26 protein-coding genes are annotated in these 24,762 nt (G+C 62.6%); 11 read left to right on the top strand and 15 right to left on the bottom strand.

Annotated features, from left to right (window positions below):
* Positions 1-45: 45 nt before the first annotated feature.
* Entirely contained in the window at positions 46-2,295 is a 2,250-nt protein-coding gene (locus AC1RJY_RS15155) for an RNA degradosome polyphosphate kinase (protein WP_011775630.1), read from the top strand.
* A gap of 8 nt (positions 2,296-2,303) precedes the next feature.
* Positions 2,304-3,272: an NUDIX hydrolase gene (locus AC1RJY_RS15150; RefSeq protein ID WP_011775631.1), complete on the top strand. Its 969-nt coding sequence runs from the start codon at positions 2,304-2,306 to the stop codon at positions 3,270-3,272.
* A gap of 137 nt (positions 3,273-3,409) precedes the next feature.
* On the opposite strand, the gene AC1RJY_RS15145 is transcribed toward AC1RJY_RS15150, so the two are convergent.
* Both AC1RJY_RS15145 and AC1RJY_RS15140 read right to left on the bottom strand, forming a co-directional pair.
* Positions 3,410-3,742, bottom strand: coding sequence for a hypothetical protein (locus AC1RJY_RS15145; RefSeq protein WP_498602650.1), 333 nt, complete (start codon positions 3,740-3,742; stop codon positions 3,410-3,412).
* 82 nt (positions 3,743-3,824) lie between these two features.
* A complete protein-coding gene (locus tag AC1RJY_RS15140; protein WP_498602649.1) occupies positions 3,825-4,169 on the bottom strand; it encodes a WXG100 family type VII secretion target in 345 nt (114 codons plus the stop codon).
* Positions 4,170-4,498: 329 nt separating this feature from the next.
* On the opposite strand from AC1RJY_RS15140, the gene AC1RJY_RS15135 reads away from it, so the two are divergent.
* The 4 genes from AC1RJY_RS15135 (at position 4,499) to asd (ending at position 7,379) form a co-directional block, all read left to right on the top strand.
* The gene (locus AC1RJY_RS15135; RefSeq protein WP_011775634.1) at positions 4,499-5,302 is read left to right on the top strand and encodes a thymidylate synthase; all 804 of its coding nucleotides are present in this window, start codon (positions 4,499-4,501) and stop codon (positions 5,300-5,302) included.
* Positions 5,299-5,898, top strand: coding sequence for a dihydrofolate reductase (locus tag AC1RJY_RS15130; protein WP_498602648.1), 600 nt, complete (start codon positions 5,299-5,301; stop codon positions 5,896-5,898). The genes AC1RJY_RS15135 and AC1RJY_RS15130 overlap by 4 nt, the downstream gene beginning before the upstream one ends.
* Before the next feature lie 10 nt (positions 5,899-5,908).
* Positions 5,909-6,130: an NF038396 family protein gene (locus tag AC1RJY_RS15125; protein ID WP_011775636.1), complete on the top strand. Its 222-nt coding sequence runs from the start codon at positions 5,909-5,911 to the stop codon at positions 6,128-6,130.
* Between the two features lie 106 nt (positions 6,131-6,236).
* Positions 6,237-7,379 carry an aspartate-semialdehyde dehydrogenase gene (gene asd / locus AC1RJY_RS15120; protein ID WP_011775637.1) on the top strand — a complete coding sequence of 381 codons (1,143 nt, stop codon included), beginning with the start codon at positions 6,237-6,239 and terminating at the stop codon, positions 7,377-7,379.
* Positions 7,380-7,392: 13 nt separating this feature from the next.
* Here asd and AC1RJY_RS15115 read toward each other — a convergent pair whose 3' ends face one another.
* Both AC1RJY_RS15115 and AC1RJY_RS15110 read right to left on the bottom strand, forming a co-directional pair.
* Positions 7,393-7,902 (bottom strand): DUF559 domain-containing protein, encoded by a 510-nt coding sequence (locus AC1RJY_RS15115; protein ID WP_498602647.1) that lies wholly within the window; start codon positions 7,900-7,902, stop codon positions 7,393-7,395.
* Positions 7,903-8,535: 633 nt separating this feature from the next.
* Complete coding sequence (locus AC1RJY_RS15110; protein ID WP_498602646.1) at positions 8,536-9,666, bottom strand: winged helix DNA-binding domain-containing protein; 1,131 nt, start codon at positions 9,664-9,666, stop codon at positions 8,536-8,538.
* A gap of 85 nt (positions 9,667-9,751) precedes the next feature.
* Here AC1RJY_RS15110 and AC1RJY_RS15105 point away from each other — a divergent pair, with 85 nt between their 5' ends.
* Entirely contained in the window at positions 9,752-10,231 is a 480-nt protein-coding gene (locus tag AC1RJY_RS15105) for a hypothetical protein (protein WP_014922413.1), read from the top strand.
* 95 nt (positions 10,232-10,326) lie between these two features.
* Here AC1RJY_RS15105 and AC1RJY_RS15100 read toward each other — a convergent pair whose 3' ends face one another.
* The 7 genes from AC1RJY_RS15100 to AC1RJY_RS15070 all read right to left on the bottom strand — a co-directional run bounded on the left by AC1RJY_RS15100 (position 10,327) and on the right by AC1RJY_RS15070 (position 15,806).
* Positions 10,327-11,394: a UDP-N-acetylmuramate dehydrogenase gene (locus AC1RJY_RS15100; RefSeq protein ID WP_011775641.1), complete on the bottom strand. Its 1,068-nt coding sequence runs from the start codon at positions 11,392-11,394 to the stop codon at positions 10,327-10,329.
* Positions 11,395-11,403: 9 nt separating this feature from the next.
* A complete protein-coding gene (locus tag AC1RJY_RS15095) occupies positions 11,404-12,693 on the bottom strand; it encodes an MFS transporter (protein WP_498602645.1) in 1,290 nt (429 codons plus the stop codon).
* Positions 12,694-12,743: 50 nt separating this feature from the next.
* Positions 12,744-13,181, bottom strand: a complete 438-nt coding sequence (locus tag AC1RJY_RS15090) for a MaoC family dehydratase (protein ID WP_011775643.1) — start codon at positions 13,179-13,181, stop codon at positions 12,744-12,746.
* 2 nt (positions 13,182-13,183) lie between these two features.
* Complete coding sequence (locus AC1RJY_RS15085) at positions 13,184-13,633, bottom strand: MaoC family dehydratase N-terminal domain-containing protein (protein WP_011775644.1); 450 nt, start codon at positions 13,631-13,633, stop codon at positions 13,184-13,186.
* 58 nt (positions 13,634-13,691) lie between these two features.
* Positions 13,692-13,916 carry a DUF3188 domain-containing protein gene (locus AC1RJY_RS15080; protein ID WP_011775645.1) on the bottom strand — a complete coding sequence of 75 codons (225 nt, stop codon included), beginning with the start codon at positions 13,914-13,916 and terminating at the stop codon, positions 13,692-13,694.
* Between the two features lie 103 nt (positions 13,917-14,019).
* The gene (locus tag AC1RJY_RS15075) at positions 14,020-14,940 is read right to left on the bottom strand and encodes a DUF2797 domain-containing protein (protein ID WP_498602644.1); all 921 of its coding nucleotides are present in this window, start codon (positions 14,938-14,940) and stop codon (positions 14,020-14,022) included.
* Between the two features lie 2 nt (positions 14,941-14,942).
* Positions 14,943-15,806 carry an HpcH/HpaI aldolase/citrate lyase family protein gene (locus AC1RJY_RS15070; protein WP_011775647.1) on the bottom strand — a complete coding sequence of 288 codons (864 nt, stop codon included), beginning with the start codon at positions 15,804-15,806 and terminating at the stop codon, positions 14,943-14,945.
* A gap of 380 nt (positions 15,807-16,186) precedes the next feature.
* Here AC1RJY_RS15070 and AC1RJY_RS15065 point away from each other — a divergent pair, with 380 nt between their 5' ends.
* Genes AC1RJY_RS15065 through AC1RJY_RS15050 form a run of 4 tightly spaced genes read left to right on the top strand, consistent with a single transcriptional unit; the run spans position 16,187 to position 20,009 of the window.
* Positions 16,187-17,215, top strand: coding sequence for an ABC transporter substrate-binding protein (locus AC1RJY_RS15065; protein WP_167532110.1), 1,029 nt, complete (start codon positions 16,187-16,189; stop codon positions 17,213-17,215).
* A 2-nt stretch (positions 17,216-17,217) separates the two neighbouring features.
* Positions 17,218-18,105: an ABC transporter ATP-binding protein gene (locus AC1RJY_RS15060; RefSeq protein ID WP_498602643.1), complete on the top strand. Its 888-nt coding sequence runs from the start codon at positions 17,218-17,220 to the stop codon at positions 18,103-18,105.
* Positions 18,105-19,028, top strand: a complete 924-nt coding sequence (locus tag AC1RJY_RS15055) for an ABC transporter permease (protein ID WP_011775650.1) — start codon at positions 18,105-18,107, stop codon at positions 19,026-19,028. Before AC1RJY_RS15060 ends, AC1RJY_RS15055 begins: the two co-directional genes overlap by 1 nt.
* A 51-nt stretch (positions 19,029-19,079) precedes the next feature.
* Positions 19,080-20,009 carry a TauD/TfdA dioxygenase family protein gene (locus tag AC1RJY_RS15050; protein WP_011775651.1) on the top strand — a complete coding sequence of 310 codons (930 nt, stop codon included), beginning with the start codon at positions 19,080-19,082 and terminating at the stop codon, positions 20,007-20,009.
* Positions 20,010-20,112: 103 nt separating this feature from the next.
* Here the strand turns inward: AC1RJY_RS15050 and AC1RJY_RS15045 are convergent, their stop codons facing one another.
* The 4 genes from AC1RJY_RS15045 to AC1RJY_RS15030 form a co-directional block, all read right to left on the bottom strand.
* Positions 20,113-21,072, bottom strand: a complete 960-nt coding sequence (locus AC1RJY_RS15045) for an aldo/keto reductase (protein ID WP_498602642.1) — start codon at positions 21,070-21,072, stop codon at positions 20,113-20,115.
* A 24-nt stretch (positions 21,073-21,096) separates the two neighbouring features.
* A complete protein-coding gene (locus tag AC1RJY_RS15040) occupies positions 21,097-22,851 on the bottom strand; it encodes a glycoside hydrolase family 13 protein (RefSeq protein WP_498602641.1) in 1,755 nt (584 codons plus the stop codon).
* A 76-nt stretch (positions 22,852-22,927) separates the two neighbouring features.
* On the bottom strand, positions 22,928-23,836 hold the full coding sequence (locus AC1RJY_RS15035) for a carbohydrate ABC transporter permease (RefSeq protein ID WP_011775653.1): 909 nt from the start codon (positions 23,834-23,836) through the stop codon (positions 22,928-22,930).
* Positions 23,836-24,750: a carbohydrate ABC transporter permease gene (locus tag AC1RJY_RS15030; RefSeq protein WP_498602640.1), complete on the bottom strand. Its 915-nt coding sequence runs from the start codon at positions 24,748-24,750 to the stop codon at positions 23,836-23,838. The genes AC1RJY_RS15035 and AC1RJY_RS15030 overlap by 1 nt, the downstream gene beginning before the upstream one ends.
* Positions 24,751-24,762 lie beyond the last annotated feature (12 nt).

The raw sequence follows: 24,762 nt of genomic DNA, 5'->3' as shown, positions 1-24,762 counted from the left end.
CTTGTAATGTGGGAGGAAACCCCGTCCTGAGCTTAGGAGAACCCCATGCAGCCGGACCCCGTCGGCACCGCCGGATCCACCTCGAAGGGCGCAACACTGCCCCCGCGCTTCGGATCATCGGAAGTGCCGGCATCGCGAGCCACCCAGGACCGCATCGACATTCCGGAATTCGCACCGAGCCTGGAGCCCGAGGGCGACATCACCCCGGACCGTTTCCTGGACCGCGAACTGAGCTGGCTGGCCTTCAACTCCCGTGTGCTGGAACTCGCCGAAGATCCTGACCTTTTCCTGCTGGAACGTGTCAATTTTCTTTCCATCTTCGCCTCCAACCTTGACGAGTTCTTCATGGTTCGCGTGGCTGGCCTCAAGCGCCGCATCGCCACCGGGCTCGCCGTGCCCTCCCCTGCGGGCCTGAGCCCCATCGAGGTGCTGGAACAGATCAGCGAAGAAGCCCACAAGCTGCAGGAACGCCACGCACGGGTCTTCGCCGAGCAGATCCGTCCCGCCCTGGCCTACGAGCACATCCACATCATGCACTGGAATGAACTGGATGAGGATGCCCGCCACCGGATCAGCATCATGTTCCAGGAGAAGGTCTTCCCCATCCTGACGCCTCTGGCAGTGGACCCGGCGCACCCCTTCCCCTACATTTCGGGTCTTTCCCTCAACCTTGCCGTGATCGTGAGCAACCCGATCAGCGACAAGGAACTCTTTGCCCGTGTGAAGGTTCCGGATCAGCTACCCCGGCTCATTTCCGTGGACGGACCGCGCGCAGGTGCCATCCCGGGCCGCGTGGCCCGGTTCATTGCCCTGGAAGAAGTCATCGCTGTCCACCTGGACAAGCTCTTCCCCGGCATGGAAGTCCTGGAGCACCACACCTTCCGCGTCACCCGTAACGAGGACCTGGAAGTAGAAGAGGACGACGCCGAGAACCTGCTGCAGGCTCTGGAGAAGGAACTCCTGCGGCGCCGTTTTGGCCCGCCCGTCCGCCTTGAAGTCACCACGGACATCAACCCGAATATCAAGGCCCTGCTGATCCGGGAACTTGGCGTCGAAGAATCCGAGGTGTACTCCGTCCCCGCGCCGTTGGACCTCCGCGGCCTGTCCGCAATCAGCGGCATTGACCGCGCCGACCTTCACTACCCCAAGCACGTGCCACACACGTCCCGGTACCTCAACGAGTCCGAAACGTCCAAGGCCGCCAACGTCTTTGCCGCCATGCGGCGCCGGGACATCCTGCTCCACCACCCCTACGACTCCTTCTCCACCTCCGTTCAGGCCTTCCTGGAGCAGGCCGCAGCGGATCCCAAGGTGCAGGCCATCAAGCAAACGTTGTACCGCACATCCGGTGACTCCCCCATCGTTGATGCCCTGATTGATGCTGCGGAAGCGGGCAAGCAGGTTCTGGCCCTCGTGGAAATCAAGGCCCGCTTTGACGAGCAGGCCAACATTTCCTGGGCGCGAAAGCTAGAGCAAGCAGGCGTCCATGTGGTGTACGGCATTGTTGGTTTGAAAACCCACTGCAAGTTGTCGTTGGTGGTGCGCCAGGAAGTGGACGGGCTGCGCCGCTACTGCCACATCGGCACCGGCAACTACCACCCGCGCACAGCGCGGTATTACGAAGACCTTGGCCTGCTGACCGCCAACGAGCAAGTGGGCGAAGACCTGTCCAAGCTGTTCAACCAGCTCTCCGGCTACGCCCCGAAGTCAACGTTCAAGAGGTTGCTCGTAGCACCGCGCTCGGTACGTGCGGGCCTGGTGGACAGGATCGAAGCCGAAATCCGCAACGCCCGTGCCGGCGTCCCCGGTTTGGTGCAGATCAAGGTCAACTCGATGGTGGACGAAGCCATCATCGACGCCCTCTACCGCGCCTCGCAGGCCGGCGTGAAGGTTGACGTCGTAGTGCGCGGCATCTGCTCGCTGCGCCCGGGAGTGCCGGGCCTCAGCGAGAACATCACGGTCCGCTCCGTGCTGGGCCGCTTCCTGGAACACTCACGCGTCTTTGCCTTTGGCAACGGTGGCGAGCCTGTGGTGTACATCGGCTCCGCCGACATGATGCATCGCAACCTGGACCGCCGGGTGGAGGCACTGGTGCAGCTGGCCAGCAAGGAAGACACGGCCACCGTCATGGACCTGATGCGTCGCTATGTTGACGACGGGACGGCCAGCTGGCATCTGGACAATCACGGACACTGGACCAGGCACCACTTGGACGACGAGGGCAAGCCGTTGCTGGACATGCAGTCCTGGCTCCTGGCTTCCCGCTCCCGCCAGCGCGCTGCGGCCCGGCGGTAAGGACCGAATTGAACAGCGATACCCCCGTGGCGGATCAAACAGACCACCCCGGCGAGCCGGTGGCCGTTGTAGCCGCCGGCGCCATTCCCTGGCGCGTCACCAAAGGCGCTCTTGAGGTCCTCCTGATCCATCGTCCCCGTTACGACGATTGGTCATGGCCCAAAGGAAAACTCGACGCCGGCGAGACAGTTCCGGAGTGCGCCGCACGTGAGGTGTGGGAAGAGATCGGGCTCCAGGCCCCATTGGGCATCCCGCTTCCGGCGATTCACTACCATGTGGCTGCCGGACTGAAGGTGGTCCGCTACTGGGCCGTCAAGGTCAATGGAGCGCAGCTTCGGCCCGACGGCAAAGAAGTGGACAGCGTCATGTGGTGCAGCCCGGACCGGGCAGCCAGCTTCCTGAGCAACCCGTCGGACGTGGAGCCGCTGGAATACCTCGAGAAGGCCCATGTCCGCGGGGAATTGGACACGTGGCCGTTGGTGCTGATCCGCCATGCGAAGGCGAAGCCGCGGTCCTCATGGACCAAAGCCGAGGGCGATCGCCCCTTGGCAGCCACGGGCCAGCGGCAGGCAGTTGCTGTCCAGCGCCTTTTGGAAGTGTGGAAGCCGCAGCGGGTAGTGACCAGTCCCTGGGCCCGTTGTGTGGCCACTATCGCCCCCTACGCCAAGGCCAGCGGCGTCAAGGTGAAACTGGTGGAAGCACTCACCGAGCACACCCATCAGCGCTCCCCCAAGAAGACGGCTGCCGCAGTTGAGGCCTTGTTCGACAAGCAGCTGCCGATCGCCGTGTGCACGCATCGCCCCGCCCTGCCCACGGCGCTGAAGCAGCTGGGTCAGCACATGTCGCAAACCCTGCGTGCCCTACTTCCTTCCGCAGACCCCTACCTGTCGCCGGGTGAGGTCATCGTGTGCCAGGTAGCGCGGGGGTCCGAACGGAAGATTGTGTCCGTGGAGCAGGTCAAGCCTTTCGACGACTAGCTGGGCGGCGGGGAGTTTCGTTCTCCGATGTCGATATGCCGATCTGTTGCAGGCTGTCACGTGGTTTCCCTGCCGCCGAGGCAGTCCTGCAACAGGGTCGGCAAGGTTCGAACACCCGGACGATGGCCTCGGCCGTCCTAGCTGCCGAAGAGTTTCTTGCTGAGATTCGTCCAGAAGCCTGGCTCTTTGGACGGATCGATAATTGTTGGTTCGACGGAGAGGTCCGTTCCGCGCTCCGTCACCGGGCGGCGCCGGTTCTTCCAATCCACGGAGTTGAAGGCAGGGTTGTAGACCGGCGGTGTGACGCCTTCGGCCCGGAAAATATCCCACATCCACGCTGGAATGTTTTCCACGGTCCGGGGGTATTTAAGGAGCTGTTGTGCCCAAGTCTGTGCACCGACGGGCTTGCCGCCGGGGTGCCAACGGCCGTTGCTCATTCGTTCGAGATGTTCCTCATCGAAGACATCCAAGCGGCCAGCCTTGTTAGGAAAAACGTGGATTTCTGCTGTTGTCCAAGATCCAACGCCGCGTGTATATGACCGATCCCTACATTCATCCAGCCAGTGATCGAGGCATTGCGCTGAAAAATCGTCCTCGAAGCTTTGGCCCGCGGCGCGCGTTATCCGAAGCTGTCAGGTCGCCCTGGGTGAAAGCGGTGTTCATCCCGGACTGGCCCTGGACAATCGCGGCCAGGGCGGTGTTCAGTTCAGACGCGACCAGATCCGAGCGGTTCTTGAAGGAGTCGAACGCGGCCTTGCCAGCGCCGCTGAACTTGCCCTCCAACGGGGTCACGGCATCCACGAAACGCCGCACCAACGCGCCGAGGTCCTGATGCGACGCGTCCGTTTGCTTACTCAGATTCCCGAGCGTCTCGGCACCCATATCAAAAATGGCCATTGAATCTCCTAAGTGAAGTGGTCGGTCGTGTGGCGGGCCGAAGCCCCTGCGGCGTGGTCGCCACGCCAGCCCAGATTCCCCCATCAGAAGCCGTCTAGGTGTCAAAAAGAGCAAACTAGGTGCTGTTTTTGCTACGACTAGGGGACAAAATCACCAAAATTGAGTGGTGGCGAAGCGCGTCTAGGTGTTCCGACGGCATGCAAGCGAAGTGGAGACTCTCTGGTGATTGCCGCCGTCGACGAATTGATAGGAATGGCGCGGGAAGCGGGTTTGGGTGACGAAACGCTCATAGATCTGCTTCGCGGCAGGCTGGCAAGTAAGCTGGACTCGTGAGCATCCCCACCCCTTATGAAGACCTTCTGCGCGACGTCATGGCTAACGGCACGCACAAGTCGGACCGCACCGGAACCGGAACGCGCAGCGTTTTCGGCCGCCAGTTGCGGTTCGATCTTGCCGAAAGCTTCCCCCTGATCACCACCAAGCGGGTCCACTTCAAGTCCGTGGCGGTGGAGCTCCTGTGGTTCCTGCGCGGCGATTCGAACGTGAAGTGGATGCAGGACCAGGGCGTCTCCATCTGGGACGAATGGGCGGATGCCGACGGCGAGCTCGGTCCCGTCTATGGCGTGCAGTGGCGAAGCTGGCCCACCCCCGACGGTGGACACATCGACCAGATCTCCGAGCTCATGACCAATCTGGCAGCCAACCCGGATTCCCGCAGGCACATCGTGTCCGCATGGAACGTCTCCGAACTCAAGGACATGGCATTGCCGCCGTGCCATGCGTTCTTCCAGTTCTATGTTGCGGACGGCAAATTGTCCTGCCAGCTGTACCAGCGCTCCGCGGACACCTTTCTGGGCGTCCCCTTCAACATTGCCTCCTACGCCCTGCTCACCCGCATGGTGGCGCAGCAGCTGGGGCTCGAGCCGGGCGAATTCGTCTGGACCGGCGGAGACGTCCACGTCTATGACAACCACGTGGACCAGGTTGCCGAGCAACTCAGCCGGGAACCGTATGAATACCCGCAGCTGAAAATCCTCCGCAAGCCGGACTCCATCTTCGACTACACGCTGGATGACTTCGAGGTTGTGGACTACCGCCACCACCCCACCATCAAGGCTCCGATCGCGGTATGAGCACTTCATCTTCAGACGTTCCGGCTCAGCTTGCCGGAGTTATCTTCACCCAGGAAACCGCGGCCAGCATGACCGGGATCGGGCTGGTCTGGGCGCAGACAAAGTCCGGTGTCATCGGCAAGGACGGCGCCATGCCGTGGCACCTGCCCGAGGATCTCAAGCACTTCAGCCAGCTCACCACAGGGCACCCGGTCATCATGGGCCGCAAAACGTGGTTGTCGTTCCCGGAAAAGTACCGTCCGCTCCCGGGCCGCACCAACATTGTGGTGACCCGCAACGCGGAGTGGGGGTCCACGCCCGAGGCGGAGGGCGCCGTCGTGGTTTCCTCCCTTGACGCCGCGCTGCTGGAATCGCAGTTCGCACCGGGTGGCCAGAAGGTCTGGATCATCGGCGGCGGCGAAATCTTTGAACAATCCATGGGCATCGCCAACCTGGCGGTCATCACCATCATCGACGCAGACCTGGAGGGTGACACCTATGCCCCCGAGCTCGGTGATGATTGGACCTTCGACGCCGTAGCCCCCGCCGACGGCTGGCTCACCGCCAAGAACGGCACCAACTACCGGTTCACCACATGGCGCCGGACAGAAAGCTAGGAAAGCCTGCATGTTGAAGAAACCCGAAACCCTGTTCGTGCTGGGCTACATGCTGCTGCCGCTTTTCGCCCTGATCTCTGCCATCGTGGGGCTCACCATGATCCTGGGTGGCAACAAAATTGCCGGGATCATAGTGCTGATCGTTGTCACACAGGTATTTACCTTTGGGGCGTTCTTCGCCCTGCGCAAGCGCAAGGCCGTACTTCTCCAAGAGCCCGACGCCGGCCACTAGCCCGGGCGGGCGGCTTGCGGGCCGCTGTGGCGAGTTCCGTCGTCGTGCTTGACCTGCGTGACGTAACCAACAGCGGCGGTGTGCTCCGAAAGTTTAGACTTGGTGAATGACTACAGCAGCTAATCCGTCCGTTGGACTGGTCGGTTGGCGTGGCATGGTCGGCTCCGTCCTGATGCAGCGCATGCAGGACGAGAACGACTTCGCCAACATCAACCCGGTATTTTTCTCCACCTCGAACGCAGGAGGTGCCGCCCCGTCCTTCGCTGATGGGGCCGGCAAGCTCGAGGATGCGTTCGATATTGAGACACTGGCCAAGCTGCCGATTATTGTCACCGCCCAAGGTGGCGACTACACCAAGCAGGTCCACGGCGAACTCCGCAACCGCGGCTGGGATGGCCTGTGGATCGATGCTGCTTCCACGCTGCGCATGAACGACGACTCGATCATCGTGCTGGACCCCATCAACCGCGATGTCATCGACGCCGGACTGTCCGGTGGTGTGAAGGACTTCATCGGCGGCAACTGTACGGTTTCCTGCATGCTGATGGGCCTCGGCGGCCTGTTCAAGAACAACCTGGTCGAGTGGGGCACCTCCATGACGTACCAGGCGGCTTCAGGTGGCGGGGCCCGGCACATGCGTGAACTCCTCAACCAGTTCGGCACCCTCAACAACGAGGTCAGCAGCGAACTGGACGATCCCGCGTCCGCCATTCTCGAGATCGACCACAAGGTCCTCGCGGCCCAGCGCACCGGCGTTGACGCCACCCAGTTTGGCGTGCCCCTGGCCGGCTCCCTCATTCCGTGGATCGATGCCGACCTGGGCAACGGCCAGTCCAAGGAAGAGTGGAAAGCCGGAGTAGAGACCAACAAAATTCTCGGCACCGGCAACGGCACCGCAGGTAAGGACCACATCGCCATGGACGGCCTGTGCATCCGCATCGGCGCCATGCGTTCACACTCCCAGGCCCTCACGCTCAAGCTGCGCGAAGACCTGTCCGTGACGGAAATCGAGAACCTCCTGGCCAAGGACAACGAATGGGCCAAGGTTGTTCCCAACACCAAGGAAGCCTCCATGGCGGACCTGACCCCTGTGGCAGCGTCCGGAACCCTGGACATCCCGGTGGGCCGTATCCGCAAGCTCGAAATGGGCCCGGAGTACATCAGCGCCTTCACTGTGGGAGACCAGCTCCTGTGGGGTGCAGCCGAGCCGCTCCGCCGCATGCTCAACATCGTGACGGGCAAGCTCTAGTCCTGCCACGTCTCTAACCCGCTGTTCCGTTGCTACTTGGCCTCGGGACAGCGGGTTTTCCACGATAATAGGGCCTCCGCTCCAACGCCGCTTTTAGCTTCCGTTCCACTTCCCACGGCCGGCTGAGTTGTTCCCAATCAATCCGGACAACTTCCCAGCCAGAGTCCGCAAGGGCCTTTTCCCGACGACGTTCGTTGAAAAGGACCTCGTCAGTAGGTGCGTAGTCGAAATACTTGGCGCGGCCGTCAAACTCAAGAATCACTCGACGGTCCTCCCAGCCGAAGTCTCCCCGGTATCGCCCGAGCGGGGTTTCCACCTCGAGTTGAAGGACGGCGTCCCGGATGCCAAGCCTGCTCAGCAGAATCCGTGTCCGGGTCTCCCCCACCGATTCGGATCTGGCATCCATCGCTTCAAGGACACGGCGCACTCGTCGAACACCCCGCGTGATGCGGCCGCTGTCCACATAGGTTTGAAGCAGCAGCTGATTCGCACCGCGGCGGAGCGCTTGATCTGCGATAACCACAGCCCTTTCCAAGTCCATGGTCCGGGCACAATCAACGACAGTACGCTCCAAACTGGTGACATGTACGGGCCGGGGCCACGACGCCTGTAACTCAACCATTTCCGACGGCTCCAAATGGCCGCCGTGGGCTGTGACGTCCTCACCAGAGCTTGCCTGGGCAGGTGAAAACGGCATGGTGACGTGAACCGTGGAACCCGCACCCCACGGAGAGCACCCATGCAGCCGGGCGGCACTTGCATGACTGTAGACGCTTCTGCGGCCCACATTGGAATGATGTGCCTGTATCCGCAGCAGGTCTTGCTCCCACGGTTTCTGTGTTCGCCAATCCAGTGTCCGAATGTAGGCACCACGCCGGAGCCTGATCAGCATTCCGGAGCGTACGCCCAGGGTCAAAACCCGGTCACTCAGCCCTCTCAATGCGAGATCCGTGGTGGTGGCAATGACGGCGTCCGGCCAATGGCTGGCGATCAATACATCTAGTTTTTTGCGTTGCATCGGCCCATCGTGTGTCCGGGGCGGGCTGTGAAACGAGCTGCCGGGCATCATATGTGGACAAACTCGTTGTGCTGCCGCAATTACGTTGCTGGCCAGCAACGTAATTGCGGGCCGCCAACGCGTTCGTGAGGCTCCAACTCAGCCTGCCATGAACTTCAGGTAGGCCCGTCCCTGAGCTTGGAACGAGCGCTCAGCGGCCGGACCCAACCACCCCGCGAACGGCTCCGGAGCGACGCCTATGGTCTTGCCGCTCACGGTCCTGGCCCACGTTCCCACCACTTCTCCGCCGGACACCATGATCCGTTTGAACACTCCGTTCTTGCCCGGCACCACCAACTCCGCATGCTCCGGAGCCAGCACGAGGCTCCTGTCCTGGTATCCGAGAAGGAATTCGTCGAAACCCGGGAGCGCCAGCAACGAGCGCGAGCCGGGGACGCCGTCGTCGAGCATTGCTGCCGTGTCCGGCGAGAGCCAATAGGCGGTGCCTCCGAACTGCATTTCAACCAGGCGGTCCTGTACCTCCTTGAGGGCGGCACGCGCCTCTGTAAGGGGCACCTGGCTCCACCACGAAAAATCCTTGATGGTGGCAGGGCCGTGGCTCAGGACGTAGCGAAAGAGAAGCTCGGCGATGCCTTCCTCACGTCCCAGTTCCCTCGAGTTCGGAATCCACTCGCCGAACGGCACGAACAGTTGCTGCACACCCACTTTGCCGTTGGACCCCGCCATCGGTCCTTGGACCAACCAGGCGCGCTGGCAAAGGCTGCCCAAGAGGTGGATCCCCCGCTGTGCCTTGGTGATTTGGCCGGCTTCCTCGAACGCCTGGAACAGCTGCTCCCTGCTTGCTCCTGGCGCCCCCTCCGCTTTGAGGACCTCGGCGGTTTTGAAAGCTATGTCCCGGCAATGCCTGATGTCGTCGGGCGTGATGTTGAGTTCGCGGTGTCGGCCCGCCGTCGAATTCATCAATCGGTCACTCGTGATGCCCAGGATCCAGCGAAGATCTTCGGGCGCGAGCAAATGCAGCGTCCCGCGCATGGGCCATGAGCGGACCACCGTCCCGGCGTCAAGGGCGGCCCTGACGTCCGATGCAGCCGTGCCTGGAACGCGCTGCCCAACCGCCCACAAGGCTGAGCCAAGATCCTGCGCCTGCATGGCTGTCATCCACCGGACCGCCTCCGGAACTCCAGGAAAGCCGTCGCCCAACAGGCCTTGGCTGGCGAGCCGCAAGCGGCCCAAGACGCGCGGAGCGGGGTTCGTTCTCTCGGCAGGCATGCTTTATCGTAAAAGGACCAGCGAGCACAGGGAACCTTGCCGAGCCTCCCAGCCGTCACCCAGCAGCAGATCCTAGGATGGATTCATGCTTTTTGGTGATCTTGCTCCGTTTGTGCGGCCGATGAGCCGGTGGTTGGCTACCACCGGTTGGTTCTGCACGCTCGTCGGGCTGGGCGCAGGGCTGATCGTGGCTGTGGGGACGGGCGTCAGCTTGTCCCCTTCAATGCAAGCCATCCAGACAGTCAGCTTGGTGGCAACTGCGGCGGCCGCGCTGCTCATCGGAACCGCTGCCGCCACCCAGCCAGTAGCCGATCGCGACGACGACGCGCCCGAACCTTGGTTTTATCCGGCAGCTGCAGCACAGGTCCGCAGCTTCCTGCTCGGAGCGATCGTCCTGCTCCTGGGTTTGGTCGGCTTCGCCACTGCCGGCCTGTTCATGCCCAGCGGGCCGTCGCCGCAGAGTATCGCGTTCAGCCAGATCTTCTTGTTGGGATCGGTCAGCTGCGGGCTTACGTTCCTGCTGCTCAACAAGGTGTTGCCGATCGCCGAGCGCCGCACACGCTGAGTTGGGTCCCTTCGCCGAGGGGCGACGTCTCGGCCGTATCGCACGCCCAAAGTCGCGAGAGCTAACCCCTCGCGAAGCGGTGAAAGCCAAGCCCGCTAGAGGCTGACGCCAATCAGCAATGGTTCCGGGTGCAGTTCAATGCCAAAACGTTCGACGACGCCGGAACGCACCTCACGCGCGATGGCCACCATGTCGGCGGCGGAAGCTGAACCCCTGTTGGTGATTGCCAGGGTGTGCTTGGTGGACAGGGAAGCCCGTCCGCCGGAGACACTGGATTCCTCGAGCCCGAAGCCCTTACCGAATCCAGCCTGATCGATCAGCCAGGCAGCGGACAATTTCACCAGGCCGTCGTCACCAGCGGGATACTTGGGCGCGTTCTCCGGCAAAACCGACGCACGCTCCGCAGGCACGATCGGGTTGGTGAAGAACGAACCCGTGGAATAGGTGTCGCGGTCTTCTGAGTCCAGGACCATGCCCTTGGACGCGCGGAGCCGGAGGACTTCCCGCCGCACATCGTTGGAGTACGCCCGCTTGCCGGCCTCTACGCCCAGCACGCGGGCCAGCTCACCGTACCTGATGGGGGCACTCATTCGTCCCAGCGGCAACTGGAACTCCACGGTCAGCACAACGTAGCGGGGCGATCCCTCGACGGTGGTCTGCTTCAAGATGGAGTCGCGGTATCCGAACTTGAGCTCGGAGTTGGTGAATGTCTGCACTGCGTTGCGTTCGCGGTCCCATGTGCGGACAGCGGCAATGGTTTGTGAAACATCTGCTCCGTACGCTCCGACGTTCTGCACGGGGGTGGCTCCGGTGGCTCCCGGAATTCCGGACAGTGCTTCCAGTCCGGACCAGGCATGCAGCACGGAGTGTTCTACCAGGGCGTCCCAGTTGTGGCCTGCCTGCACTACCACTGACACGCCTCCGCAGCTGTCTTCGGAGTTCACGGTGAACCCCTCGGAGGCGATCTTCAGGACGGTACCGGGGTAGCCGTCGTCGGAGATCAGCAGGTTGGACCCACCGCCGATGATCAGGAGTTTTTCGCCTGCAGCGTCAGCCGACCGGACGGCGTCGATAATCTCCGCTTCGGTGCGGGCCTCAACATAGTTGCCCGCGGGGCCGCCAACGGCAGCGGTGGTCAGTTCGGAAAGCAGCGTTTGGGTCACCAATCAAGCCTAACGGGCTTCGTTGGGCTGCGCGGACTTCCCCGTCTTTTGGCCGGCCAGGGGTGCCAGGAAGAAGCTGACCACCAGCAGCACCAAGGGCGCCAGCAGCGAATGCAGGATGCCAAAATGTTCAGCCAGCAGCCCCAGGAGCGGAGGACCACACAAGAAAGCACCGTAGCCGATGGTGGATACCACGGACACCCGGGCCGCAGCGTGAACGGGATCATCGGCAGCCGCGGACATCCCCACGGGGAACCCGAGTGAGGCACCCAGGCCCCATACGGCCAACGCCACGAACGCGAGCCACGGGACCGGAGAAAATACGAAAAGCGAAAGACCCACGACGGCGGTAGCCGAGCACCAGCGCATCACCACCACACGCCCAAAACGATCCAAGATGACAGTCCCGGTGAAGCGGCCGATGGTCATGAACGTGACGAAGAGTCCGTAGCCGACAGCGCCCGCCGCGTCAGACTGCCCATAGCCGTCGGCCAGAGCCAGAGCAACCCAGTCCCCGGCGGCTCCTTCGGCCAAGGCCAAGCCGAGGACAAGAACTCCGATGAGCAAAGTCCGGCGGTCACGCCAGGCAAGGGCAACCAGCCGCTTGTTGTCCAGCGGAGCTGTGGCCTCGCTGGCGTCTCGCTGGGCTGATTCGGAGGTGATGATCGGCAGCGGCCCGGTGGAGGGATCCTGGAAGGTATCCGTTTGTACAGGCCGGTAAGTTTGCGTGGCTGCAGCGGTCTTTTCCGCGCGGAACCAGAAACCAGCGGTGACAACCGAAGTAGTCACTACAACGCCCGAGATCAGGAAATGCCAGACCACCGGCATGTGGATGGCGGCTGCCCAGGCGCCGAAGCCTGCAGCGGCCACCGTTCCGAGGCTGAACGCGCCGTGCAGGTGCGGCATGATGTGCCGCTCCAACTCGCGTTCCAGCGACGCCCCTTCCACATTGGACGCAGTGTTCCAGCTGGCGGTGCCCAAGCCAAGGACTACCAAGCCTGCTGCCACCACCAGTGAATTGGCTGCAATCGAGGTGCCAACACCCACGGTGACAAGACCCGCACCCACCATGCAACTGCCGATCCTCGTGGTCAGTTTGGGACCGAGCCGTAGCACAATCAGCCCCGAGGCTGAGATCGAGATGAACGACGCCACCGTCATGCACATGAGCAAGAGGCCGATGCCGCCCGGAGTGAGATCCAGTCCGTCGCGGATGGCGGGCAGGCGCGATACCCAGGTTGCGAACGCGATGCCACTGGCTGCGTAGGAGGCAAGAACAGCGGCGCGCCACCGCGACATTTCAGTCGGTGTGGCGCACGGTTTGCTGCTATGAGTGGTGTTCGGGCGGTTCAAGAGACCTTCACAACCGCCTGCGACTTCATGAGGACCTTCTGTCCGGCCGCAACGACGGTGAGGTCGATGCGAGCTGTGCGAGCATCGTCGTCGAGCGCTCCCACCACACCGGTGACGTCGATGACCGCGCCTGCCTGATCGGTGCCGGTGGTATCCGTGACGAGGACGGGTTTGGTGAAGCGGGTCTGGTAGTCGACGACGGCGGCGGGGTCGCCTGCCCAGTCGCTCACCAACTGCACTGCGGCACCCATGGTGAACATGCCGTGGGCGATGACGCCCGGAAGCTCCACGGAGGTTGCGAACGATTCGTTCCAGTGGATCGGGTTGAAGTCGCCCGAAGCTCCTGCGTACTTGACCAGGTCCTGGCGGGTGACGTCGATGCTCCGGGTGCCGATTTCCTGGCCGACCGTCAGTTCTTCGAATGTAGGGCTCATGGTTACTGTCCCTCTCCGCGGACCAGGATGGACGACGTTGTAGTGGCGACCTTTTCGCCCGCCTCGGTGGAAATCTCGGAACGTGTAGTGATCATGGCTCCCCCGCCCATGGCCCGGACGCCGTCAACGTGCAGTTCTGCCACAAGGCGGTCGCCGGCGACGATCGGCCGGTGGTGCGTGAACCTCTGGTCGGCGTGGACCACCCGGGAGAAGTCGATGCCCGACTCCGGGTCCTGGACCAATTGGGCGTCAGCACGCTGGGCGACGATGATGGCAAACGTAGGCGGGGCGACGAGGTCGCTGTGGCCCAAGGCCTTGGCAGCCTCAACATCGAAGTGCGCGGGGTTGCTGGCTTTCACGGCCTTGGCGAACTCGCGGATCTTTTCTCGGCCGACGTCGTATACCTCTGCGGCAGGGTAGCTTCGGCCCTGCAGGTCCGGATTAATACTCATGCTCCAACCCTATCGGGCCGAGGGAGCGCGGGTGCAGCGCGCTGCTGAGGTGAAGGCGTTACTTCTTGTAGCTCTTGCGGATCTTCTGGCCCCGCACTACGAGCCCTGCAACGTGGAGCAGCAGCCCGACACCAATGATGGGCAACGAAGCAATGGCCAAGCCTTGGTTACCGGACGTGTTCCCCACAATGGACAGGATGAGTCCGACGGCGATCAGCCCCATGGCGCTGAAAACCAACGCTTTGTATGACGTGGAGGCGGTGGCCCAAAATTCTTCTAGCACCGTCCAAGTCTACCGGGGCGTGGTTGGTGGGTTCGCGAGGGGTTAGCTCTCGCGGGAAAGGGGCGAACTTACCCCCGAGATGTCGCCCCTCGCGGGGAAAAGGCTAGAAGAGCGAGTCCTGCAGCGCCGGAATTTCCGTGATGTGGGGGCCGAACTCGATCTTGCGGCCCTTCAACGCGCCCAGGTCAGCCACGAAGCTGCCCTCCACCTCGCTACCCGAAGCGTCCGGCAGGCCCGCCAAGGCCACCGCCCCGGACAGTGAGTGGATCCGCAAACCGTGCCCGCCGCCGTCGAACGTTGCCGGGTACGGATGGCGGCGTCCGCCTTCGGCACCCGCAACACAGAGCCGCTCAGCCAAAGCCGGCCGGTCCCACTCTTCCTCCACAACGGCGTAACCAGTCATGGCCAAGCCACCGAGCAACTCGCGCACCCTACCGGCGTGCTGACGGTTCAACGACAGAAGCTCGACGCCGGCACGCGGCTCCACGAGTCCCGCGGCTTTGGAAGCGGAACGGACCTGCTGGACCAGGCCGAGCTCGCGCGTCACCATGTCCTCGAGAATGCGAACAACACGGCCGTCTTCGGCATGCGCTACATAGGAGGCGTGCACAGCGCCCTGCTCAGCGAGCCTGTTCCACTTGCGGGGGGCAGAGGCGGTCCCCACTTTGGTGGCACCGTTCGCGAACGTGGCCACATAGAGCCAGTGCGGTTGCATCAGGTAGGCCCGGAGACCGGTGGGAACGGACGTGCCCCGGTGGAAATCGTGCATCAGCCGGGAGTCGTCCCGCGCAAAGCAGGCCCCGCACTGCTTTCCACGCTCGGCCGGAGAACCACTACGGCAGGGAACATGGGTGCGCTCCCCCGGACCGTGAACCTTGGTGTGGCCAAGACACCACAAGCCAGGGATAACGCGCAGGCCCAGGGCTGAGCCCCGGGCCAACGCAACATCAGTGAACTCCGCGTCCGGTGTGAAAATTCGCAACGAGGGGGACGTAGAGTCCCAAGCGACTCCGTGGAACAGCATGCTTACAGGGAAGGCTGGACTCCGAAGGCGACTGCGAGCTTCATGATCTTCTCGGCGCGGCCCAAACGCGGGAGGTCGGAACCATCGCGGATGACACGGCCGTTGGCCTCGAAGTCGTTCATGAAGTCCGTGGCCCAGGCGACGTCCGAAGGCGTGGGGCTGATGACCTCATTGATCACGGTGGTCTGGTCGATGGCCAGGCAAAGCTTGCCGGTCATTCCCATGGTCACGGTGATACCGGTCTGCTCACGCAGGATGGGGTGGTTGGTACCCACGGTGGGACCGTCGATGGGGCCCGGCAGGTTACCTACGCGGCTTGCGACAACGAGCTTTGCACGCGGGTACGCCATGGCTTCAGGGGTGGCCGCCATGCCCGTGTCGCGGCGGAAGTCGCCGGAGCCGAAAGCAAGCCGGAAAGCACCCTGCGCGCGTGCGATGTGGTTGGCTTCCTCGATGCCGAGGGCTGACTCCACCAGCGCGATCACCGGGGTCTTGCCGTCCATGCGGTGGTAGGACTCCGTGACTTGGTCAGCGGATTCGGTCTTGGCCAGCATGACGCCGAGCAGGCCCGGGGTACCGCGCAATCCGGCGAGGTCGTCGGCCCAGAACGGGCTGGTGGCGTCATTGATACGGACCCAGGCCTTGCCACCGGCGGTCAACCAGTTGATGACGTTTTCGCGGGCAATGTCCTTCTGGGAAGGGTCAACGGCGTCTTCGATGTCAAGGATGATGGCGTCTGCCCGTGAACCCGCGGATTCGTCAAAAAGCTCCGTCTTCATGGCATTCACAAGAAGCCAGGAACGGGCGATATCGGCGGGAATATTGCGGGTAGGCCGAACTGATTCGGCGGCGATGCTAGACGTCATGTATCTACCGTATCCGGCCAGCGCCCTGCACAGCGAAGAATTCCGCCCGCTTGTGAGGATCAATACGAACTAAACCCCATATGACTGTGGGGTCCCGCAGTATGAACGCCCGACGACGGTACCCGCCAGTCATATCCGGCCCAGTTGTCGCTGTTGTTCACAAGGCTCAACACTGCGTCTTTGTGTCCCCGGGTTGCCGGAAAAGGCCCCGGATTTCGTCCCGTTTCGGGCTGTTTCGCAGCGTTTCCGGGAGTTACCGCGGCACTTCCCAGCCGCCGTCGGAATGGGCTTTCATCGTTCCCAAGCCGTTGCACAGGATCCCAAGCCCTTACGTGAGCCGGCCTTACCCAACACCCTGCAATCCATCGAAAGTAGCTCCCATGAAACTGCACTTGCCCCTGCTGAGCGTCGCGGCCGCCGTCGTACTAGCGCTGACGGTGTCCGGCTGCGGCGGTGCAGCCGAAGCCGGACAAGCCAGCCAGACCGGCAACGAGGTCAAGGAACTCCGGTACCAAGGCTCAGCCAACAACGTGACCTTTCCCGAGCTTGCGGCGGATCTGGGCTACCTCGGCGACCTGAAACTGAACTGGGTGGGCAACACCACCAGTGGCCCGCAGGACATCCAGTCCGCAGCCACCAACCAGACCGACTTCGGAGGCGCGTTCTCCGGTGCGGTGGTCAAGCTCATCGAAGCCGGCGCTCCCGTCAAGGCCGTGACCAACTACTACGGCTCGGACGAGAAAACCTTCAGCGGTTACTACGTGAAGGCCGATAGCACCATCAAGGAACCGCGCGACCTGATCGGCAAGAAGATCGCGGTCAACACCTTGGGCGCGCACCACGAAGCCGTCATCAACACCTGGCTGACCAAGAACGGACTCAGCCAGGACGAAATCAAGCAGGTCCAGCTCGTCCCGCTCGCACCCAACGATACCGAGGAAGCCATCCGCCGCGGACAGGTGGACGCGGGAACGCTCGGTGGCGTACTGCAGGACAGGGCCATCGAAGCAGGCGGACTGCGCTCGCTGTTCAGCGATGTGGAGTTGTTCGGAACGTTCGCGGGCGGCCAGATCGTGCTCCGCAACGAGTTCATTGAAAAGAACCCAAACACCACCCGAACCTTCACCACGGGCGTTGCCAAAGCGATCAAGTGGGCAGCCGAGACGCCCCGCGATGAAGTCATTGCCCGTTTCACCAAGATCATCGAAAGCCGCGGACGCAATGAGAGCACGGCCAACCTGAAGTTCTGGAAGAGCCCTGGCGTCCCGGACGCCGGCGTGATCCAGGACAAGGACTTCACCCGCTGGGAGGCCTGGCTCAGCTCCGCCGGCATCGTCAAGGACAAGCTCACGCCTTCCAAGTACTACACCAACGAGTTCAACGAACTCGCTGCAGCGAAGAAGGGATAGCCATGACCGCGAAAATCAGCCTCCGGAACGTCACCAAAGAGTTCACGGTCCGGGCCACCAAAACCACCAGCGCCACCCGCCTCACTGCCATCGATTCCCTGAGCCTGGACGTCCGCGACGGCGAATTCCTCACCCTGGTGGGGCCCAGCGGGTCAGGAAAGACCACACTCCTGGACCTGCTGGCCGGGCTCTCCACGCCGACTTCCGGTGAGGTCCTGGTGGATGGGAAGGCCGTCACCGGGCCAGGGAAGGACCGGGCCGTGGTGTTCCAGCAGTACGCACTGTTCCACTGGCGGACGGCCTCGGCGAACGTCTCGATCGGGCTTGAAGGCGTAGGGCCGGACGGCAAGAAGCTGAACCGACGGGAACGGGCCGCGAAAGCCAGCGAGTACCTGGCACTGGTGGGGCTGGCGGGCTTTGAGGACCGCTACCCCCATGAGCTGTCCGGCGGCATGAAGCAGCGCGTTGCCATCGCCCGCAGCCTGGCCTACGAGCCGGATGTGTTGCTGATGGATGAACCATTCGCAGCCCTTGACGCCCAGACCCGCGAGCAGCTGCAGGATGAGCTCCTCAGGATCTGGAAGGCCACCGGGAAGACCATCGTCTTCATCACGCACGGCATCGATGAGGCCGTGTACCTCGGCGAGCGCGTGGCTGTGCTGAGCGCCCGCCCCGGCCGGCTCAAGGAAATCGTGGACATCAACATCCCGGACCGCGACGGTGACGAGGACATCCGCTCCAACCCCGCCTTCGTGGAGCACCGCCACCAGGTGTGGACGCTCCTGCACGACGAAGTCCGCCGCGCCCAGGACGCCGGCCACCGCAAGATCCTGCCGGACGGCAGCGCACCGGACGAACCGGCAACCACCACTGAGAGGAGCGCCGCCTGATGACCACCACACTCACGCACGCGGAATCCGTAGCGTCCAAGGCGGGCAGCGCCACTGAACCGGGTGCCGCCGTCGAACCTTCCGATACTCAAGCGGCAGCTGCAGAGCCTACGACGCCGGCACCCGGCATAGCGCGACGCGTCGCCGGGGCCGTGGGGTCAGGTTTGTGGAAGTCCGCGGCGGTCCTGGCTTTCCTGGCGCTGTGGGAGCTCGGACCGACGTATCTGGCCAGCCCGTCCACCCGGGTGTTCCTCCCGCCGCTCCACGAAGTGCTCCTGGCATGGGGCAAGCTGTTCGAAGCCGGAACCATCCAAGGCCACATCGCGGCCAGCCTCACCCGTTCCGTGGCCGGTTTCGGAGCCGCACTGGTGGCAGGTGTCTCGTTGGGCCTGCTGATCGCTTGGTACGGTCGCCTGAACTCGGTCCTGAACCCGCTGCTGGAACTGTTCCGCAATACTGCGGCACTGGCTCTGCTTCCCGTGTTCACACTGCTGTTGGGTATCGGCGAGGAGTCCAAGATCAGCATCGTGGCGTACGCAGCGTTCTTCCCGGTTCTCCTCAACACCATTGCCGGCGTGAAGACCGTGGACCCGCTGTTGATCAGGGCCGCGCGCTCCTTGGGGCTCAACAGCTTCCGACTGTTCCAGAAGGTGATTCTTCCGTCCGCAGTTCCCACCATTTTCACGGGCATCCGCATGGCCGGCACGGCATCCATCCTTGTGCTGATTGCTGCCGAAATGGTGGGCGCCAAGGCTGGCCTGGGTTACTTGATCGTGAATGCGCAGAGCAGCTTCCTGATCCCGGACATGTACGCGGGCATCCTCACGGTGTCCTTGCTGGGCCTTGGCGTGAACTTCCTGCTGGTAGCCCTTGAACGGCACTTTTCCCGCTGGCGGACCGCCGTTGGCGCCGCTGCTTCCTAGACCCACCCCGCGGCCCGTGCCGCAACCATCACAACAAGTAAGGAAAGAACCATGACCGTCATTACCGAAACCAAACTGGAGTTCGCCAAACTCGGCTCCCGCATCGGCGCCGAAATCCGTGGCTTGGACATCAGCGGAGACCTTAGCCAGGAAACCGTCGCCCAGATCCGGGCTGCGTTGAACGAACACAAGGCGCTGGTGTTCCGCGAGGCGAACATCCTCAGCGACGAAGCCCAGGTGAAGTTTGCCAGCCACTTTGGCCCGCTCACCAAGGCCCACCCCACGGTTGCGTCCGTGGAGGGAGAAGAGAATGTCCTGCCCGTGGACAGCGAGAACGGCTCGGCCAACAACTGGCACACGGATGTGACCTTCGTGGTGAACCCGCCGCAGGCTTCCACGCTGCGCAGCATCGACCTCCCGGCCTATGGTGGCGAGACCCTGATCGCTTCCTCTGCCGGCGCGTACCAGGACCTGCCGGAGGAGCTGCGGAACTTCGCGGACACCCTCTGGGCCATCCACACCAATGACTACGACTACTCGGTGCCCAAGAACCTTGAGCACTCCAACGCCGAAGAGCGCCGCAAGGAATTCACCCGCCTGAAGTTCGAAACCGCCCACCCGGTGGTGCGGGTCCACCCGTTGACCGGCGAGCGCGGATTGTTCATTGGGGGCTTCGCGCAGCGGCTCCGGATTGTGGGCCTGTCCAACACTGAGTCCAAGGACATCATCCGCCTGCTGCAGGCATACGTGACCCGTCCGGAGAACGTAGTCCGGGTGAACTGGGAGCCCAACCAGGTGGTCCTGTTCGATAACCGCATCACGCAGCACTACGCACCGGACAACTACGACGGCCAGCCACGCAAGCTCAACCGCGTCACCATCGCGGGCGATATTCCGGTGGGCATCGATGGCAAGCCGAGCCAGGCACTTCAAGGTGATTCGAGCACCTACTCGGTAGTGGCTCCTTTGGCAGCTTCCTAGGAGCGCCCATGTGTTGCTGTTGTAGACCCAACTGAGTCGCAGTTCAGGCCGTTTTAAGTGCTCAAAAGGGCCCGAACTGCGACTCAGTTGGGTTAAAACAGCGTTAGGGGATGTTGCTTCCCCGCGCTGCCACCCACAATCCGTACCACTCGGCACGGGTCATGTCCGCCGCAACCGCTGCGGCATCGGCGCATGCCTTGATGCGCACGGGGTTAGTAGTTCCCACTACCGGGGAGATCCCGGCCGGGTGCTTCATCAGCCAACCCAGCAATACCGATTCCGGCGTGGTGTCCTTATCCGCCGCCAGTTTTTCAAGCATGTCCGCGGTAGCCGACTCAGCCGGCGAGAACTCCGCAGACGGCGCACCTGTATAGCGCCCTTGGGCCAGGGAACCGTACGCCTGCAGTTCAATACCCTTGGCCATGCAGTGCTCAAGAGTCCCGTGCGGGAAGCTGTACTCCAGCCCCTCCGCATGGTTGACGAGCACAGTGCTCTCCAGCCAGTCCCGGCGAAGCAGACTCATTTCCAGTTGGTTCGCCACAATGGGAATCTCCAACTCGTCCTGCAGGAACGCGATCTGCGCGCCGGACATGTTGGACACCCCCACCTGCCGCACCTTGCCTTCCGCCACCAACTGCCCGACGGCGTCAGCCACCTCACGCGGGTCCATCAACGGATCGGGGCGGTGCAGGAGCAGCGTATCCACGTAGTCTGTCTGGAGCCGCTTCAGGCTCTGGTTGACACGTTCGAGGATGGCTTCACGGCTGAGGTCGTAATGCGTATCCAGCCCGCGTTCCCCCAGCCTGATCCCGCACTTGGTCTGAAGCTGAATCTTTTCGCGCAGCCCCTGCGAACGGGCCAGGACTTCCCCAAATACAGCCTCGGACTTTCCGCTGCGATAGATATCTGCATGGTCAAAAAGCTCAACGCCAATCCCCTGTGCAGCTTGGATCACTGCAGCGGCCTGATCGATCTCCGAAGCTCCGTAGGACGTACCGTCCCAACGGCCACCGAGTCCCATACAGCCGTAAATGAGGCGTCCCCGCCCGTTCGCATGAGTCATAACTTCAATATTCTGCCGCAGCGCTTACGCGTTGCTGACAATCCACGCGGTGGTGTCGGAAGGCAGTTTGCCATCCTCCAGCGGGGCGCTGGCCACTACGACGTTTCCTTCCGGAAGTTCCACGGGCTTGCTGCCGAAGTTGGTCACCGTGTGCCAGCCACCGGGCCGGCTGAAGTGCAGCACGTCCTGGTTCCCTGTTTCCACCCACTCGAGTTCCTCGTCGGTCTGGAGTTCGCTGCGCAGGCTCAGTGCCTTTCGGTAGAGCTCCAGGGTGGAGCCTTCCACGTTCTCCTGCCCGGACACTGCATAGTCCTTGAACCATTCCGGCTGCGGCAGGTGTGCTTTGCCCGCACCGAAGCCGTACGACGGACCTTCTGCGGTCCACGGCAGCGGCACGCGGCAACCGTCGCGGCCAATCTCGACGCCCGGGTTACGGAAGAAGGACGGGTCCTGTCGTTCGGAATCAGGAATCTCCGAGACTTCGCGCAGGCCCAGCTCCTCACCCTGGTACAGGTAAGCAGAACCAGGAAGCGCGAGCAGCAAGAGCGTCGCGGCGCGCGCACGACGCAAGCCGAGTTCGACGTCGAGCTCTTCCGCCGGTGCGCCGGCCAGCAGCCAGCCCTTGCCGTCCTGTCCCTTGGGCTTTCCGCCCGTGATGTCCTGTGCCGCATTGGTTCCCTGGGCCACCGAGCCGCCCTTGGGCAGGCCGTACCGGGTGGCATGACGGACTACGTCGTGGTTGGAGAAGACCCAGGTGGAGGATGCGCCCGATTCCTTGGCAGCTACCAGGTTGTCCGTGATGATCTTCTTGAACGATGCAGCATCGAAATCGGACTGCAGCAAATCAAAGTTGAACGCCTGCCCGAGTCCTTCAGGGCTCGCATAGCGGGCACGGCGGGACTCATGGACCCAGGCCTCGGCAACAGCGGTGCGGGGCGGGTTGTACTCGTTGAAGAGCTTGCGCCACTCCGCGTAGACCTCGTGGACTTCATCGCGGTCCCAGAACGGGTGCGATCCATCGGTGAAACCATCCGTGCCATGGGCCTTGGCTTCCAAATCAGCCTTCATGGGCAGCGGCTCGGAAAGGTCCTTGGCCATGCCGTGGGCAACGTCGATGCGGAAACCGTCCACGCCGCGATCGGACCAGAAGCGCAGCGTCTTCAGGAAGTCCTCGCGAATCTCCGGGTTCTCCCAGTTGAAGTCCGGCTGCTCCTTGGCGAAGATGTGCAGGTACCACTGGCCGGGAGTGCCGTCGGGCTCGGTGATGCGGTCCCAGATGGGTCCGCCGAAGACAGAGTCCCAGTCCGACGGCGGCAGCTCACCGTTCTCGCCGCGGCCGTCGCGGAAGATGTAGCGCTCGCGGGCTGCGGAGCCTTTGGGGGACGCCAGCGCTTCCTTGAACCACTCGTGACGATCGGAAGAGTGGTTGGGAACGATGTCCACCACGATCTTGATTCCTGCGGCGTGCAAGGCTGCGGCCATCTCGTCGAAGTCCTCAAGGGTTCCCAACTTCGGGTCCACATTGCGGTAGTCGTCCACGTCGTAGCCGCCGTCTGCGAGCGCCGACGGGTAGAACGGGCTCAGCCAGACGGCGTCGATCCCCAGTTCTTTCAGGTAGGGGACTTTGGCCGTGATGCCCTTGATGTCACCGAGTCCGTCACCGTTCGCGTCGTAGAAGCTGCGCGGGTAGATCTGGTAGACGGCCGCCTGGCGCCACCAGTTCGGATCGGACATGCGGTCGGCGTCGGTTCGGTGTGCCTGAGTGGCGGAAGTGCTCACGAAACTCCTTTGATTTAGTATCTAAATTTATCTCCTGGACCAGTATGAAACGCGGTCCCGGGAAGGTCAACAATGGTTAGCCCTTGACGGCACCCTGTGTCACTCCGGCCATGACCCACCGCTGCGTGAACAGATACGCAATGATCGCCGGTGCCATCGCCATGAGGTAGGACGCGAAGGACACGTGGTAGTTGTTGCTGAACTGCGTCTGGAAAAGGTTCTGCCGCACGGGAAGCGTCTGCAGTGCCGGATCGGAAATAATCAGCGACGGCATCATGAAGTCATTCCATGCATAGAGGAACGCGAAGATCCCCACGGTGGCACTCATCGGTGCCAAGAGCGGGAAAATCAGTTTCCAGAAGGTCTGCCACGTGGTTGCGCCGTCAATCCTGGCGCTCTCTTCAAGTTCCATCGGAATGGAGCGGAGGAAGGCGGTGAAGAGCAGGACGCTGAAGCTCAGTTGGAACATGGTGGCCAACAGGATGACGCCAAACGGATTGTCCAAGCCAAGGCGGCCCGTGAGCTGAATCTGCGGCAACGCAACTACGGGGAAGGGAATGAACATTGCTCCCAGAAGATAGAAGAACGAATACCTGAACAGCCGCCGCTCCCAGTTGCGCACGATCGCATAGGAGGCGAAGGCGGCCAAGACGATGGTGGCAAGGACTGTCCCGGCTGTTACCAGCAAAGACATCGCGGCCCCCACCGGGAAGTTGGTCAGGGTCCAGGCTTGGACAAAGCCGTCCATGCTGAACGGGGCGGGGAAGGAGAAGGCGTTGCCATCCACGGCCTGCCCTTGGGTCTTGAACGCCATGGAGACCGTGACATACAGGGGTAGCAGCACAGTGACCGCGCACAACACGAGGATGGTGGTTGCGGACCAGTTGACCCGCTCCACCTTCGACGCAGCCCGGCGTCGGGTGGTTCCGGCGGCGGCGGTGTCCAAGGGCGAGTTCTCAATAGCGAGGGTGGATTGGTTGGTCATTAGAGTGCGTTCCGTCCGCGAGTCAGCGAGAGCTGTACGAGAGAGATGAGGATGGCGACCACAAAGAAGATCGTCGCGTTGGCCATCTGGTAGGCGTAGTCGCCGCCGTTGAAGCCGGAGATGACAGTCATGGCGATACTCCGGGTAGAGGTCCCCGGGCCGCCGTTCGTCAGCCCGACGATGATGTCGTAGGCGTTGAGGAAGCCTTTGAACCCGAGAATGATGTTGATCACCACGTACCCGGCCACCAGCGGGAGCGTGATCTTCAGCAGCTGTTGGAATTTGCTGGCCCCATCGATTTCCGCAGCCTCGTACACATCACCGGGCACAGCGACAAGGCCCGCGATATAGATGAGCAGGGCCCCCGGAACCGCCTGCCAGGCGGTGACCAGCACGATCGCGATCCACGCGAGGTCGGGGTTGGCCAGCAAGCTGCTCTCCAACCATGGGATCCCGGCCGCAGCCCCCGCCGCCGGCAAGGAATTGGAGAACAGGAAGTTGAAAACGTAGGCGATGATGATGCCGGAAACCACCATCGGGATAACGAAGATGGTTCGCAGTGCCGACTTCATCCGGATGCGCGAGGTAAGCCCGACGGCCAGCAGGAACGCCACAACGTTGACCACGATCACCGTGACGATGGAAAAGCCGAAAGTGAACAGGTAGCTCTGCAGGATGGCGGGATCGCTGAAGATCGCAATGTAGTTGGTCAGGCCAACGAAGTCCCAGTCACCGATTCCAATGGAGTTGGTAAAGCTGAAGAAAATGCCGATGATCCCCGGAATCGTGATGGCCAAGGTGAACAGAATCAGGCTGGGCACCAGGAAGAGGTAGAAGATCGGCTCGACGCGTCTCTTCCCGCGCTGCTTTGGGCTGCCCTGCTTGGATGTGTTTGGGGTGGTGATGGTGGACATGTATCTGACTCC

The sequence above is a fragment of the Arthrobacter sp. GW822-FHT05G07 genome, from assembly GCF_058799755.1.
This window is presented reverse-complemented; position numbering and strand designations above follow the sequence as displayed.

Bases quoted from the DNA above. Each gene is read 5' to 3' on its own strand.
- AC1RJY_RS15155 (WP_011775630.1), top strand. From the start codon at position 46: ATGCAGCCGGACCCCGTCGGCACCGCCGGATCCACCTCGAAGGGCGCA.
- AC1RJY_RS15140 (WP_498602649.1), bottom strand. From the start codon at position 4,169: ATGGCCATTTTTGATATGGGTGCCGAGACGCTCGGGAATCTGAGTAAG.
- AC1RJY_RS15130 (WP_498602648.1), top strand. From the start codon at position 5,299: ATGAGCACTTCATCTTCAGACGTTCCGGCTCAGCTTGCCGGAGTTATC.
- AC1RJY_RS15125 (WP_011775636.1), top strand. From the start codon at position 5,909: ATGTTGAAGAAACCCGAAACCCTGTTCGTGCTGGGCTACATGCTGCTG.
- asd (WP_011775637.1), top strand. From the start codon at position 6,237: ATGACTACAGCAGCTAATCCGTCCGTTGGACTGGTCGGTTGGCGTGGC.
- AC1RJY_RS15110 (WP_498602646.1), bottom strand. From the start codon at position 9,666: ATGCCTGCCGAGAGAACGAACCCCGCTCCGCGCGTCTTGGGCCGCTTG.
- AC1RJY_RS15105 (WP_014922413.1), top strand. From the start codon at position 9,752: ATGCTTTTTGGTGATCTTGCTCCGTTTGTGCGGCCGATGAGCCGGTGG.
- AC1RJY_RS15095 (WP_498602645.1), bottom strand. From the start codon at position 12,693: ATGTCGCGGTGGCGCGCCGCTGTTCTTGCCTCCTACGCAGCCAGTGGC.
- AC1RJY_RS15090 (WP_011775643.1), bottom strand. From the start codon at position 13,181: ATGAGCCCTACATTCGAAGAACTGACGGTCGGCCAGGAAATCGGCACC.
- AC1RJY_RS15085 (WP_011775644.1), bottom strand. From the start codon at position 13,633: ATGAGTATTAATCCGGACCTGCAGGGCCGAAGCTACCCTGCCGCAGAG.
- AC1RJY_RS15075 (WP_498602644.1), bottom strand. From the start codon at position 14,940: ATGCTGTTCCACGGAGTCGCTTGGGACTCTACGTCCCCCTCGTTGCGA.
- AC1RJY_RS15070 (WP_011775647.1), bottom strand. From the start codon at position 15,806: ATGACGTCTAGCATCGCCGCCGAATCAGTTCGGCCTACCCGCAATATT.
- AC1RJY_RS15065 (WP_167532110.1), top strand. From the start codon at position 16,187: ATGAAACTGCACTTGCCCCTGCTGAGCGTCGCGGCCGCCGTCGTACTA.
- AC1RJY_RS15060 (WP_498602643.1), top strand. From the start codon at position 17,218: ATGACCGCGAAAATCAGCCTCCGGAACGTCACCAAAGAGTTCACGGTC.
- AC1RJY_RS15055 (WP_011775650.1), top strand. From the start codon at position 18,105: ATGACCACCACACTCACGCACGCGGAATCCGTAGCGTCCAAGGCGGGC.
- AC1RJY_RS15050 (WP_011775651.1), top strand. From the start codon at position 19,080: ATGACCGTCATTACCGAAACCAAACTGGAGTTCGCCAAACTCGGCTCC.
- AC1RJY_RS15045 (WP_498602642.1), bottom strand. From the start codon at position 21,072: ATGACTCATGCGAACGGGCGGGGACGCCTCATTTACGGCTGTATGGGA.
- AC1RJY_RS15035 (WP_011775653.1), bottom strand. From the start codon at position 23,836: ATGACCAACCAATCCACCCTCGCTATTGAGAACTCGCCCTTGGACACC.
- AC1RJY_RS15030 (WP_498602640.1), bottom strand. From the start codon at position 24,750: ATGTCCACCATCACCACCCCAAACACATCCAAGCAGGGCAGCCCAAAG.